Origin of the sequence: Streptomyces sp. NPDC020801 (assembly GCF_044334385.1) — a bacterium.
Taxonomy (GTDB): Bacteria; Actinomycetota; Actinomycetes; order Streptomycetales; family Streptomycetaceae; genus Streptomyces.
The window spans coordinates 436998-449647 of sequence record NZ_JBIRST010000004.1; the positions used below are offsets into that span (position 1 = coordinate 436998).

Below are 12650 nucleotides of genomic sequence, written 5' to 3' on the forward strand. Positions count from 1 at the left end.
AGGTTACTGGCTTCCCGGACACCCTCTTACTGGCGGAGGGCCCAGCCCCGCTCCCGCAGGGCCGCCGTCAGGACGGGTGCCGCCTTCGGCTCGACCATCAGCTGCACCACGCCCGTCTGCTGCCCGGTCGCGTGCTCGATCCGCACGTCCTCGATGTTGACCCCGGCCATGCCCGCGTCCGCGAAGATACGGGCCAGCTGGCCCGGCTGGTCGTCGATGAGGACGGCCACGACCTCGTAGGCCCGCGGTGCGGACCCGTGCTTGCCGGGGACGCGGACCTGCCCGGCGTTCCCCCGCCGCAGCACGTCCTCGATGCCGGCGCTGCCCTCGCGGCGCTTCACCTCGTCGGAGGACTGCAGCGCGCGCAGCGCCCGCACCGCCTCGTCCAGGTCGGTGGCGACGTCGGAGAGCAGGTCGGCGACCGGGCCCGGGTTCGCGGACAGGATGTCGATCCACATCCGCGGGTCGGAGGCGGCGATCCGGGTCACGTCCCGGATGCCCTGCCCGCACAGCCGTACGGCCGACTCCTCGGCGTGCTCCAGGCGGGCGGCGACCATGCTGGAGACCAGGTGGGGCATGTGGGAGACCAGCGCCACGGCGCGGTCGTGGGCGTCGGCGTCCATGACCACCGGGACCGCCCGGCAGTGCGAGACGAGTTCCAGCGCCAGGTTGAGGACCTCGGTGTCGGTGTCCCGGGTCGGGGTGAGCACCCAGGGGCGGCCCTCGAACAGGTCGCCGGTCGCGGCGAGCGGACCCGACTTCTCCCGGCCCGACATGGGGTGGGTGCCGATGTAGCCGGTCAGGTCCAGGCCGAGGGCCTGGAGCTCGCGGCGCGGGCCGCCCTTGACGCTGGCCACGTCCAGGTAGCCGCGCGCAACACCCCGGCGCATGGCGTCGGCGAGCACCCCGGCCACGTGCGCCGGCGGGGCGGCGACGACGGCGAGGTCGACGGGGCCGTCCGGGGCCTCGTCCGTGCCGGCGCCGAGCGCGGCGGCCGTACGGGCCTGCTCCGGGTCCTGGTCGGCCAGGTGCACGGTCACACCACGCTGGGCGAGGGCCAGGGCGGCGGAGGTGCCGATGAGGCCGGTGCCGATGACGAGTGCGGTTCTCACTGGGCGATGTCCTTGCGCAGGGCGGCCGCCGCTCCGAGGTAGACGTGGGCGATCTCGGCGCGCGGCTTGTCGGACTCGATGTGCGCGAGGACGCGGACCACGCGGGGCATGGCGCCCTCGATGTCCAGTTCCTGCGCGCAGATCAGCGGCACGTCGACGATGCCGAGCTTGCGGGCGGCAGCCGCCGGGAAGTCGCTGTGCAGGTCGGGCGTGGCCGTGAACCAGATGCTGATCAGGTCGTCGGCGGTCAGGCCGTTCCGTTCCAGGACGGCAGTCAGCAGGGCCCCGACCTGCTCGTCCATGTGGCCGGCCTCGTCCCGCTGAAGTTGGACGGCCCCCCGGACCGCTCGTACCGCCACGGCGCTGCTCCTTGCTGATGTGTGTGTCCGGGCTGTACCGGCCTGGATCGGCCTCAACCCGCTCCCGGACGTCCAGCGTAGTCAGACCGCGTGGGGCGGGTGCGCGGCGACCGCCCGCTGAGACGGAGGAGGAACGGAAGGGAGACGGAGGAAGAAAGGGATATTCTGCGGCACTCCACCCCGATTTGCTTCGTCTTGGGTGCTTTCGATGCGAAGATGCTGCTGCTCCGCCCGGAGCTCTTCCCCCCTCCCCGGCCCCCTCGGAGTGACGACATGACCCAGGGCTCGACGCGGCGCACCGTTCTCGTCACGGGCGCGGCCGCACTCGCGGCCACCGGGTGCGGCAACACGGGCAGCGGCACCGAGAACTCCAGCGGGACCTTCCCCGCCGCGGCGACCTCGCCCCCGGCTGCCCCTGCCGCCTCCGCCTCCGCCACCGGTGGGGCCCCGGGGCTGGCGAGCACGAGCGACATCCCGGAGGGCGGAGGCGCGGTCTTCGCGGCGCAGAAGGTGGTGGTCACCCAGCCGGTCAAGGGTGAGTTCAAGGCGTTCTCGGCGATCTGCACCCACGAGGGCTGCACGGTCAGCACGGTCGCGGACGGCACCATCGACTGCCCCTGCCACGGCAGCCGCTTCCACATCGCCGACGGCTCCGTGGCGGACGGCCCGGCGACCCGGCCGCTGGCCGCCAGGCAGATCAAGGTGGAGGGAAATTCGATCAGCCTGGCGTGAGGATCCGCGTACGCTCCCGGCCATGCAGCCCGAGGACCTGGTACGCGACCACACGATCTACGCCTGTGTCATGGGCTCGCGCGCCTTCGGGCTGGCGACCGACGGCAGCGACACGGACCGCCGGGGCGTCTTCGTCGCCCCCACTCCCCTGTTCTGGCGCTTCGAGAAGCCGCCCACGCATGTGGACGGGCCGCTGGACGAACAGTTCAGCTGGGAGCTGGAGCGCTTCTGTGAACTGGCGCTGCGCGGCAACCCGAACGTCCTGGAGTGCCTGCACTCCCCGCTCGTGGAGTACGCCGACGCCACGGGCCGCGAACTCCTCGCCCTGCGCGAGGCGTTCCTGTCCCGGCAGGTGTACGGGACCTTCACCCGCTACGCCCTCGGCCAGCGCCGCAAGGCCGACACCGACGTCCGCACACACGGCGCCCCGCGCTGGAAGCACGCGATGCACCTGCTGCGCCTGATGATCAGCGCCCGCGACCTGCTGCGCACGGGCCACCTGACGATCGACGTCGGTGAGGAGCGCGAGCGCCTGCTGGCCGTGAAGCGGGGCGAGGTCCCGTGGCACCGGGTCGAGTCCCGGATGGCCCGCCTCGCGGCAGAGACCGAGGAGGCGTCCCACCGCACCCCGCTCCCCGAGCGGCCCGACCGCCGCCGGGTGGAGGATTTCCTGGTGCGCGTCCGGCGGGTCTCGGCCCTGCGGCACGCGGACGGCGAACGCGTCCGGAACGTCGTACGCCCCCGGGGTCCCGGGCAGGGCTGAGGCGGTCTGCGCAGCGCCGTCCGCCTCCGGCTGGAAGTCTCCCGCCCGACCGCGCACGCTGCTGTCAGGGCGGCCGGCCGGGTCACCCGCGGAACAGCCGGGCTCGGCGAGCCCGGCGGACGAGGAGACCGCGGTGCGCGTTCTGATCGTCGGTGATGGTTTCATCCCCGCCACGTCCTACGCCGACGCCCTGGCGGAGGTCTGCGGTCCGCACTTCGGCCCGGTCCGCAGCGTCGACTGGCGGGGCACCAAGGCCGAGCAGCACGCTGCACAGCAGATCATGGAGTGGCACGGGCCCGGGGCCGTGGCGGTGCCCGACGAGATCGTGGACGCGGTCGGCGAGGCCGAGGTGCTGGCAGTGCACTTCGCTCCGGTCCCTGCCGCCGTGCTCCGGGCCGCCCCGAAGCTGCGGGCCGTGTGCGTGGCCCGCACGGGGCTGGAGAACGTAGACGTCGCCGCCGCGACCGCACGCGGCGTGGCCGTGGTACCGGTTTTCGGCCGCAATGCCTCGGCCGTGGCCGAACTCGCCGTCGGACTGATGCTCGTGGAGGCGCGGGACATCGCCCGCGCGGACGCCTCGGTCAAGGCCGGCGGGTGGCGGAAGGAGTTCGTCCCGCCCCGCCGCGAGATCGGCGACAGCACGGTGGGCCTGATCGGCATGGGGCATGTGGGGCGCGCATTCGCGGAGCGGCTGCGCGGCTTCGGGCCGCGCCTGCTCGCACATGACCCGTACGTGCCCGACGACGTCCTGGCGCGGCACGGTGCGGTGCGGGCCGACGACCTGGACGCGCTCTTCCGCGAGTCCGACTTCGTGCAGCTCTTCGCCCGGCTCACACCGCAGACCGAGCGGTTCATCGGCGCGCGGCACTTCGCGCTGATGAAGCCGACCTCGTACTTCGTCAACACGGCGCGCAGCCGCCTGGTGGACACCCGCGCCCTGTACGAGGCCCTGGCGGCGCGCCGCATCGCCGGGGCCGGGCTCGACGTGCACGACCAGGAGCCCCTCCCCGCGGACAGTCCCTGGCGTCGGCTGGACAACGTCACCATCACCACCCACTACGCGGGTGACACGACGACCACGACGCTCCGTTCGGCCCGGCTCGTCGCCGAGGCCGTCGCCGAACTGGCGGTGACCGGCCGGTGCGCGGCCGCCGTCAACGCCCGTGAGCTGGGGTGGGTGTGAGCGGTGGCCCGTGATCTGGTGCTCGGTGTCGATGCGGGACACACCATGACCAAGGCCGTGCTGTTCGATGCCGCCGGCCGGCAGGTGGCACGGGGATGCGGCACGCTGCCGCTGAACACCCCCCACCCACGCTGGGTGGAACGTGACATGGACGACGTGTGGCGGACGGCGCTGAGGGCCGTCGGGGCCTGTCTCACCGCCGCCGGCCCCGGGGCCGGCCGGGCCGTCGCCGCCGTGGGGCTCACCGGTCACGGCGACGGTCTGTACGCGGTCGACGAACAGGGCCGTCCGGTACGGGCCGCGATCGTGGCGATGGACACGCGTGCCGAGCCGGTACTGGAGGTGTGGCGGAGCACGTCGGTGTGGCCCCGCGCCCTCGCGCTGTCGGGCATGGTGCCCTTCGCCGGTTCCCCGGCCGCCCTGCTGGCCTGGCTGGCACGTCACGAGCCGGACGCGCTGGAGCGGGCCCGCTGGCTGCTGTCCTGCAAGGACTGGCTGCGGCTGAGGCTGACGGGGACGGTGGCAACCGATCCCACGGACGCCAGCGCCTCGTTCACCGACATGCGCCGGGGCGGCTACTCGGCCGAACTGCTCGAGCTGTACGGCCTCGGCTCGCTCGCCGGCAAGCTGCCGCCGGTCCTGGCCTGTGACGCGGTCAGCGGAAGGGTCACCCGCGAGGCCGCGGCGGCCACCGGGCTCACCGCCGGGACTCCCGTCGTCACCGGCGCGCACGACGTCGACGCGGCCGCGATCGGGATCGGCGGCGCGGTTCCCGGCGAACTGTGCCTGATCGCCGGAACGTTCAGCATCAACCAGGTGGTCAGTGAGCACCCCGTCGTGGATTCCCGCTGGCAGGTCCGCAGTTTCGTCCGCCCGGGGCAGTGGATGACGATGTCCACCTCGCCCGCGTCGGTGGCGAACCTCGAGTGGTTCCTGAGGGTCACGGGGGCACCGGCCGAGCAGCGGGACGGGGTCCACGAGGCGATCGGCCGGGAGGTCGAGGCACACCTGAGCGGCCCGTCGGAGGTGTTGTTCCACCCGTTCGTCTACGGCTCACCCCACCCGCAGCCCACGTCCGGTACGTTCCTCGGCCTGCGCGGCTGGCACGACCGTGGCCACCTGCTGCGCGCGCTGATGGAGGGCGTGGTCCTCAACCACCGCTGGCACGTCGACGCCCTCTGCTCGCGGTTGCGGATCACCGGGTCCGCCCGGCTGACCGGCGGCGCAGCACACAGCCGGGTGTGGAGCCAGATGTTCGCCGACGCGCTGCGCCGGCCGGTCGTGGTGACCGACGTGGCGGAGAGTGCCGCCCGGGGGGCGGCGCTGATCGCCGCCGGCGCCGTGGGGCTGCTCGACGGGATCGAGGACCCACGCGCCGGCGCCGCCGTCCTCAGGTGCCATGAGCCCGACGCCGGCCGGGTGGCCGTGCTGGAGGAGGCGTACCAGGTGTACCAGGAGACGCTGCCGGCTCTCGGGCCGATCTGGGCACGCCTCTCCTGCGCCGATCCTGCTCCGAATAGAAAGATCACTTAACATACTATTCGAGATTTTTCGCGCCAATCTATTGAGATATGACCCTCGGGGGCGTAGACAGGGATCTACGACGACCCTCGCGGCGGACTCTCCCCGCCATCCGCAGCCGGTCACCCGCCACGCACGACAGTGGCATCGCGCTCCGCCCGCAAGCCCGAAAGCCCCGGTCATGTTCCCCTACGCCGTGACCTTCCCCGAACCCTCGTCCGCCGCGCCATGGACGGACGTCGCACCCCCCGGACGGAAGACCCCGGCTCCGCCCTGTTCGCCCAGGGCCCAGCTCACCCTTCCCGCGCAAGAGGCCCTGGTCGGGCGCCTCCGCGGCATCGCCTCCGCCCTGCTCACCTGCTGGCGCCTGCCGGACGACGAGCGCGACTCGGCGGTCCTGATCGTGGGAGAACTCGCCGCCAACGCGGCCAGGTACGGGCGCAGCGAGATGACGCTGTGCCTGGCCCTCGATCCGGGCACCCTGCGCATCGTCGTGAGCGATCACGGAGATCCCGCCCCCGCGCGTGCGCCGTCCGCGGACGAGGACCCCGACGAACACGGTCGCGGCCTGGACATCGTCCGCAGCCTCTCCACCCACGTCGACCTGCGGCATCACGACGCCGGAACCTGGGTCCTGGCTCACCTCTCGATAGATACCCAAAGTTTTTCTCGCATTATGCGTTAACAATCGAGCGTTTCTCTGCTACTACTTTCGCCATCGTCGCCACCGCGGCCGCTGAGCAGCCGCCCCACGGTCCCCACCCGCACGAGAGGTCCCCCTCATGCCATCGACCAGATATGCCCTCATCGCCGGCGCAGCCGCCACCGCCCTGCTGGCCACCGCGTGTTCGGGTGCCGGAGCCGGCGGGTCCGCCGACGGCGGGAAGAGCATCAACGTGCTGATGGTCGGCAATCCCCAGATGGAGGACATCGCGAAGCTGACGCAGAGCACCTTCACCAAGGACACCGGCATCAAGGTGAACTTCACGGTGCTGCCCGAGAACGAGCTCCGCGACAAGGTCACCCAGGACATCGCCACCCAGGCCGGCCAGTACGACGTCGCCACCATCGGCGCCTACGAGGTGCCCATCTGGCAGAAGAACGGCTGGCTGCACGAGCTCGGCTCCTACGCCGACAAGGACGCGAGCTTCGACAAGGCCGACCTGCTCAAGCCGATGGTGAAGTCCCTGTCCGGCTCGGACGGCAAGCTCTACGCCATGCCGTTCTACGGCGAGTCGTCCTTCCTCATGTACCGCAAGGACGTCTTCGCCGAGAAGGGCCTGAAGATGCCCGAGCACCCGACCTGGCAGCAGGTGGCCGACCTCGCCGCGAAGGTGGACGGCGCCAAGCCGGGGATGAGGGGCATCTGCCTGCGTGGCCTGCCCGGCTGGGGCGAGCTCGGGGCGCCGCTGACCAGCGTGGTCAACACCTTCGGCGGCACGTGGTTCACCAAGGACTGGAAGGCCCAGGTCAACACGGGCGGCTTCAGGGACGCCACGAAGTTCTATGTCGACCTGGTCCGCAGGCACGGTGAGGCCGGCGCGGCGCAGGCCGGGTTCACCGAGTGCCTGAACGCTATGAGCCAGGGCAAGGTCGCCATGTGGTACGACGCCACCAGCGCGGCCGGGGCGCTGGAGGACCCGAGCACCAGCAAGGCCGCGGGCAAGATCGGTTACGCGTACGCGCCGGTGGAGAAGACCGCCAGCAGCGGCTGGCTGTGGGCCTGGGCGTGGGCGATGCCGAAGACCACCAAGAAGGCCGACCTCGCCTCGAAGTTCATGCTCTGGGCCTCCAGCAAGAAGTACGAGAGGCTCGTCGGGGAAAAGCTGGGCTGGCCGCGCGTGCCGGCCGGCAAGCGCGGCAGCACCTACCTGATTCCCGAGTACAACAAGGCCGCCGCCTCGTTCGGAGACATCACCCTGAAGTCCATCCAGCAGGCCGACCCGGCGAACCCGGGCGTGCAGCCGCGGCCCACGGTCGGCATCCAGTTCGTCGCCATCCCCGAGTTCCAGGACCTCGGCACCAAGGTGACGCAGGAGATCTCCGCCGCCATCGCCGGCAAGACCAGCGTGGACAAGGCACTGAACGACGGACAGAAGCTCGCGGAGGACGTCGCCAAGAACTACCACTGACCGGCTCCGCCCCGGCCGGCCGCAGGGCCGGCCGGGGCGCCGCCCGCGAACTCACCGTCCCCCGGCCGCCGACGGCGGAGAAAAGTACATGACCACACTCATGCATCCCCCCAAGAAGACCATGCGACCACCTGCCCGCCCGGCCCGGCTCACGGGCGAACGCAAGTGGCGGCGGCGTTTCCCGCTGTTGCCGGCGCTGGTCTTCACGATCGTCGTCACCCAACTTCCCTTCGTGGCCACGCTCGTGATCTCCACGTTCCAGTGGAACATCCTGCGGCCCGGTGACCGCCACTTCACCGGCCTGTCCAACTACGGGTTCGTCTTCACCGACGAGCGGCTGCGGAACGCGGTGCTCAACACCGTGGTCCTCACCGCGTCCGTGGTGGTCATCAGCGTCGTCCTCGGACTGGGCCTGGCCCTGCTGCTCGACCGCCGCTTCCTCGGCCGGGGCCTGGCGCGCACCCTGCTCATCGCCCCGTTCCTGGTGATGCCGGTCGCCGCCGCACTGCTGTGGAAACACGCCATCTACAACCCCGACTACGGGCTCCTGAACGGCACCCTGAACGCCGCCTACCGGCTGTTCGGGGCCGAGAACGGCCCCACCGTCGACTGGGTGTCGTCCTTCCCCATGCCGGCCCTGGTCGTCGCGCTGGTGTGGCAGTGGACGCCGTTCATGATGCTCATCCTGCTGGCCGGTCTGCAGGCCCAGCCCGGTGACGTCCTGGAGGCCGCCAGGGTCGACGGGGCCTCCGCGCTGCAGACCTTCCGCCACATCACGCTGCCGCACCTGCGGCAGTACATCGAGCTGGGCGTCGTGCTCGGCAGCATCTTCGTGGTGCAGACCTTCGACGCCGTCTACACCATCACCCAGGGCGGTCCCGGCTCCCAGACCACCAACCTGCCCTACGAGATCTACCTGACCATGTTCCGCAAGTTCGAGTACGGCCAGGCCGCGGCCGCCGGTGTCGTCGTGGTGATCGGCTCGATCGTCATCGCGACGTTCGCCCTGCGGGTCGTCGCTTCCCTGTTCCGCGAGGAGGTATCACGATGAGCGCCCACGCAGGCCCCCTCGCCACCGGCCGGAGGTTCCGCCGCCGGCAGCACACCGATCACGGGCAGGCACCGCGGCTGTCACCGCTGTGGACCTTCGTCGCGTGGCTGGCCACCCTGGCGTTCTTCGCCCCGGTGGCCTGGATGGTCCTCACGTCCTTCCACCGCGAGTCCGACGCGGCGACCAACCCGCCCAGTCTCCTCGCGCCGCTCACCCTGGACCAGTACAAGCTGCTGCTGGGCCGGGACATCACCCCCTACCTGCTCAACTCGGCCATGGCCGCCGTCCTCTCGACCCTGCTGGTCCTCTGCCTGGCGGTACCGGCGGCGTACGCGCTGTCCATCAAGCCGGTCCAGAAGTGGACCGACGTGATGTTCTTCTTCCTGTCGACGAAGTTCCTGCCGCTCATCGCGGCGCTGCTGCCGATCTACATGATCGTCAAGGACGTCGGCATGCTCGACAACGTCTGGACGCTCATCGTCCTCTACACCGCGATGAACCTGCCGATCGCGGTGTGGATGATGCGGTCGTTCCTCGCCGAGGTGCCCAGGGAGATCCTGGAGGCGGCCGAGGTCGACGGTGCCGGGCTGCCCACGGTGCTGCTGCGCGTCGTCGCGCCGGTCGCCATGCCGGGGCTCGCCGCCACGTCGCTGATCTGCTTCATCTTCAGCTGGAACGAGTTCATGTTCGCCGTGAACCTCACCGCGACCCAGGCGTCCACCGCGCCCGTGTTCCTGGTGGGCTTCATCACCAACGAGGGCCTGTTCCTGGCCCGGCTGTGCGCGGCGGCCACGCTGGTGTCCCTGCCGGTCCTCATCGCCGGTTTCGCCGCCCAGGACAAGCTCGTGCGCGGTCTGTCCCTGGGAGCCGTCAAATGAGGACCGCCGCCGGCGCGCAGCCGCATCCCCAGCCCGGTACCGCCACCGCGTGAACGCCCGAGACGAACGGAACCCCGCCACCATGACCCAGCAGATCCGCCGCGTACTCGTCCGCTCCCTCACCGACATCGTCATCGAGCACGTTCCCGTCCCCGTGCCCGCGGACGGCGAACTCCTGGTGCGTACGACGGTCGTCGGCGTGTGCGGCTCCGACACCCATGCCGCGGCCGGACACCATCCGTTCATCGACCTGCCCTACCGCCCCGGCCACGAGGCGGTCGGCGTGGTGGTCGCCACAGGCAGGGAGGCCGAGGACTTCGCCCCCGGCGACCGGGTGATCGTCGAACCGAACCTGTACTGCGGCCGGTGCCCCCAGTGCCGCTCCGGCCGCTACAACATCTGCCAGGAACTGAAGGTCTTCGGCTGCCAGACACCAGGCGCCCTGGCCGACCTCTTCACCATCCCGGCCGGCCGCGTCCACCGCGTCCCCGACGGCATGACCGACCTCGAGGCCGTCCTCGTCGAGCCGCTGGCCACCCCCGTGCACGCCGTGGCCAAGGCCGGTGACCTCACCGGTCGCACCGTCGCCGTCCTGGGCGCCGGCCCCATCGGGCTGCTCACCCTCGTGGCCGCACGGCACGCGGGCGCCGCCCGGATCGCCGTCACCGACCTGCTGGAGGGCAAGAGGGCAAGGGCGCTGCGCCTCGGGGCCGACGTGGCGCTGCCCGCCGGCGCCCCGGATCTGGTCGGCCGGGCCCACGCAGCGCTCGGCGGCCCGGCCGACGTGGTCTTCGACTGCGTGGCCCGCGGGCAGTCCATGGCACAGGCCACCGATCTGGTGGCCAAGGGCGGCCACATCGTCGTGGTGGGCGTGGGCGCCGCCGGCACCACCCCGGTCCGCCTCGACCTGGTCCAGGACCGGGAGATCCGCATCGAGGGCACCCTGATGTACACGGCCGAGGACTACCGCACCGCCATGTCCCTCATCGCCGCCGGCGTCGTCGACACCGCCGAGATCGTCACCGCCACTTACCCCCTGGAGGACGCGGCCCTGGCCTTCTCCGCGTCCCTCGATCTGGAGCAGGTCAAAGTGCTGGTCACCGTGGATGGCCGGTAGCCGTGGGCGCCGGTTCGGACCCCGTCGGCGACTGGGCGGCCAGCCGCCCGGCCGCCGACGGGGTCCCGGCCTCCATCGGCCCGTGCACGGGACGCCCCGTGTGCGAGACTGCGAGACCGGAGCCACCCGCCGCGCCGCGGGCCCGCAGCGCCACGCGGGCAGCGATCCGTCCGGCCGCGTCGGTCCGGCGGTCCGTCCCGTGCCGTCGGACCGCCCAGGACCCAAAGGGGAAGGAGGGGCCGCCGTGCCCGCCCGTACGAGACCGTCGCAGGCCGCCGTCGAGGAGCGGCGGCAGGCCGTTCTCCGCTATGTCGCGGAACACGGCGACACCCGCATCGACGACCTCGCCCGGCAGTTCGACGTGAGTCTGATGACGATGCACCGGGACCTGGACGACCTCGCGGGGCGCCATCTGCTCCGCAAGGAGCGCGGGCGGGCCGTCGCCTTCCCCGCCCTCACCATGGAGACCGCCACCCGCTTCCGGGAGAGCAGCGCCCTCGCGGCCAAGTACGCGCTGTGTGCGGCCGTCGCGGACCGGATCAGGCCGGGCAGCACGGTGCTCATGGACGACTCGACCACGCTCTTCCCCCTGGTGCCCGCGCTGGCCCGGCTGGACCAGCTCACCGTGGTCACCAACTCGGTCGGCCTCGCCCAGCGCCTGGGGTCCGCGCCCGGGGTTAACGTCACCCTGCTGGGCGGTCGCTACCGCGGCGACTTCAACTCCTGCACGGGTCCGGCCGTCACCCGCGCCCTCTCCCAGCTCCACGCCGACCTCGCTCTGATGTCCGCCACCGCCGTCCTGGACGGCCGGCTCTTCCACCCGCTGAACGACTACGTCGAAGTCAAGCTCGCCATGCTCGCGTCCGCCGAACGGGCGCTGCTTCTGGTGGACCACTCGAAGTTCGGCAAGACCGCCACCTACGCCTACGGCACCGTGGCGGACTACCACACCGTCATCACCGACACCGGCGCCCCCGACGCGGAGCTCGCGGCCATCCGCGCGCTGGGGGTCCCGGTCGAGACGGTCGAGCCCGAAGAGCCCTCCCAGTGATCCAGACCCTGTTCGAGACGCCCAGTTCCTACAGTCCCACCGAGGCCGAGATGGCCGCCCCCGTGCCAGGGGTCCAGGCCGTGCTGTTCGACTTCAGCAACACGGTCTTCCGGATGATCGGGCTGGAGACCTGGCTGCGCCGGGTCGGCGCCGCCTCCGGCCGCCTCGGCCTGCTGGAGGAGCCCGGTGCCGTGGCCGGGATCTCCCGGCAGCTGCGCCGCGCCTTCCGGTTGCCCTCCGTCGTCGCCCTCCAGGAAGGCCGGGACCTCTCCCGCGAACGGCACCGCCGCGCCATGCACGGCTGGTGGGAGCAGGTGGACTTCCTGCGCGGCGCGGAGGAGGCGGCATACCGGGAACTCACCCGCGCCGACGCCTGGGCCCCTTATCCGGACACCGAACCGGTCCTGCGCTCCCTGCACGACCGGGGACTGCGCATCGGCATCGTCAGCGACTTCGCCTGGGATCTGCGCACGCACCTCGCCCACCACGGACTGGACGCCCTGTTCGACAGCTGTGTCATCTCCTGCGAACAGGGCCGGGAGAAGCCCGACCCACAGCTGTTCCTGAAAGCCTGCGCCGACCTCGGCGCGGATCCCCGCGCCACGCTCATGGTCGGCGACAACCCGGTCCGCGACGGCGGCGCGACCGCCTGCGGTCTGCGCACCTACATCCTGCCGGCCGAGGACCGCACCGGTGACCGCGGTCTGGCGGACGTCCTGCGGCTCGTCGGCTGACGGCGGCGGTCCGCGGA

The 12650-nt window shown here is 71.7% G+C and carries 13 protein-coding genes; 11 read left to right on the forward strand and 2 right to left on the reverse strand.

The features are described 5' to 3' along the window. Positions 1-26 precede the first annotated feature (26 nt). Both ACH4UM_RS11795 and aroH read right to left on the reverse strand, forming a co-directional pair. A complete protein-coding gene (locus ACH4UM_RS11795) occupies positions 27-1112 on the reverse strand; it encodes a prephenate dehydrogenase (protein WP_398176641.1) in 1086 nt (361 codons plus the stop codon). Beyond that, complete coding sequence (gene aroH / locus ACH4UM_RS11800) at positions 1109-1471, reverse strand: chorismate mutase (protein WP_398176643.1); 363 nt, start codon at positions 1469-1471, stop codon at positions 1109-1111. The genes ACH4UM_RS11795 and aroH overlap by 4 nt, the downstream gene beginning before the upstream one ends. 273 nt (positions 1472-1744) lie before the next feature. Between aroH and ACH4UM_RS11805 the strand changes: the two genes are divergently transcribed. The 11 genes from ACH4UM_RS11805 to ACH4UM_RS11855 all read left to right on the forward strand — a co-directional run bounded on the left by ACH4UM_RS11805 (position 1745) and on the right by ACH4UM_RS11855 (position 12633). After that, complete coding sequence (locus ACH4UM_RS11805; RefSeq protein ID WP_398176645.1) at positions 1745-2203, forward strand: Rieske (2Fe-2S) protein; 459 nt, start codon at positions 1745-1747, stop codon at positions 2201-2203. Positions 2204-2225: 22 nt separating this feature from the next. Next, positions 2226-2966: a DNA polymerase beta superfamily protein gene (locus tag ACH4UM_RS11810; protein ID WP_398176647.1), complete on the forward strand. Its 741-nt coding sequence runs from the start codon at positions 2226-2228 to the stop codon at positions 2964-2966. A 133-nt stretch (positions 2967-3099) separates the two neighbouring features. Next, positions 3100-4149, forward strand: coding sequence for a 2-hydroxyacid dehydrogenase (locus tag ACH4UM_RS11815; protein WP_398176649.1), 1050 nt, complete (start codon positions 3100-3102; stop codon positions 4147-4149). Between the two features lie 3 nt (positions 4150-4152). Then, entirely contained in the window at positions 4153-5682 is a 1530-nt protein-coding gene (locus ACH4UM_RS11820) for an FGGY-family carbohydrate kinase (RefSeq protein ID WP_398176651.1), read from the forward strand. A gap of 169 nt (positions 5683-5851) precedes the next feature. Further along, positions 5852-6355 carry an ATP-binding protein gene (locus tag ACH4UM_RS11825; RefSeq protein ID WP_398176653.1) on the forward strand — a complete coding sequence of 168 codons (504 nt, stop codon included), beginning with the start codon at positions 5852-5854 and terminating at the stop codon, positions 6353-6355. 97 nt (positions 6356-6452) lie between these two features. Continuing rightward, positions 6453-7802 carry an ABC transporter substrate-binding protein gene (locus ACH4UM_RS11830; protein ID WP_398176655.1) on the forward strand — a complete coding sequence of 450 codons (1350 nt, stop codon included), beginning with the start codon at positions 6453-6455 and terminating at the stop codon, positions 7800-7802. Between the two features lie 88 nt (positions 7803-7890). Beyond that, positions 7891-8853, forward strand: a complete 963-nt coding sequence (locus ACH4UM_RS11835) for a carbohydrate ABC transporter permease (protein ID WP_398176657.1) — start codon at positions 7891-7893, stop codon at positions 8851-8853. After that, positions 8850-9731, forward strand: a complete 882-nt coding sequence (locus ACH4UM_RS11840; RefSeq protein ID WP_398176659.1) for a carbohydrate ABC transporter permease — start codon at positions 8850-8852, stop codon at positions 9729-9731. The genes ACH4UM_RS11835 and ACH4UM_RS11840 overlap by 4 nt, the downstream gene beginning before the upstream one ends. Before the next feature lie 82 nt (positions 9732-9813). Beyond that, entirely contained in the window at positions 9814-10848 is a 1035-nt protein-coding gene (locus ACH4UM_RS11845; protein ID WP_398176661.1) for a zinc-binding dehydrogenase, read from the forward strand. A 244-nt stretch (positions 10849-11092) separates the two neighbouring features. Then, positions 11093-11899, forward strand: a complete 807-nt coding sequence (locus tag ACH4UM_RS11850; RefSeq protein ID WP_398176663.1) for a DeoR/GlpR family DNA-binding transcription regulator — start codon at positions 11093-11095, stop codon at positions 11897-11899. Further along, the gene (locus ACH4UM_RS11855) at positions 11896-12633 is read left to right on the forward strand and encodes an HAD family hydrolase (protein ID WP_398176665.1); all 738 of its coding nucleotides are present in this window, start codon (positions 11896-11898) and stop codon (positions 12631-12633) included. Before ACH4UM_RS11850 ends, ACH4UM_RS11855 begins: the two co-directional genes overlap by 4 nt. Positions 12634-12650 lie beyond the last annotated feature (17 nt).

Coding starts and splice junctions, on each gene's coding strand:
- ACH4UM_RS11825 (WP_398176653.1), top strand. CDS start 5,852: ATGTTCCCCTACGCCGTGACCTTCCCCGAACCCTCGTCCGCCGCGCCA.
- ACH4UM_RS11830 (WP_398176655.1), top strand. CDS start 6,453: ATGCCATCGACCAGATATGCCCTCATCGCCGGCGCAGCCGCCACCGCC.
- ACH4UM_RS11840 (WP_398176659.1), top strand. CDS start 8,850: ATGAGCGCCCACGCAGGCCCCCTCGCCACCGGCCGGAGGTTCCGCCGC.
- ACH4UM_RS11810 (WP_398176647.1), top strand. CDS start 2,226: ATGCAGCCCGAGGACCTGGTACGCGACCACACGATCTACGCCTGTGTC.
- ACH4UM_RS11835 (WP_398176657.1), top strand. CDS start 7,891: ATGACCACACTCATGCATCCCCCCAAGAAGACCATGCGACCACCTGCC.
- ACH4UM_RS11805 (WP_398176645.1), top strand. CDS start 1,745: ATGACCCAGGGCTCGACGCGGCGCACCGTTCTCGTCACGGGCGCGGCC.
- ACH4UM_RS11845 (WP_398176661.1), top strand. CDS start 9,814: ATGACCCAGCAGATCCGCCGCGTACTCGTCCGCTCCCTCACCGACATC.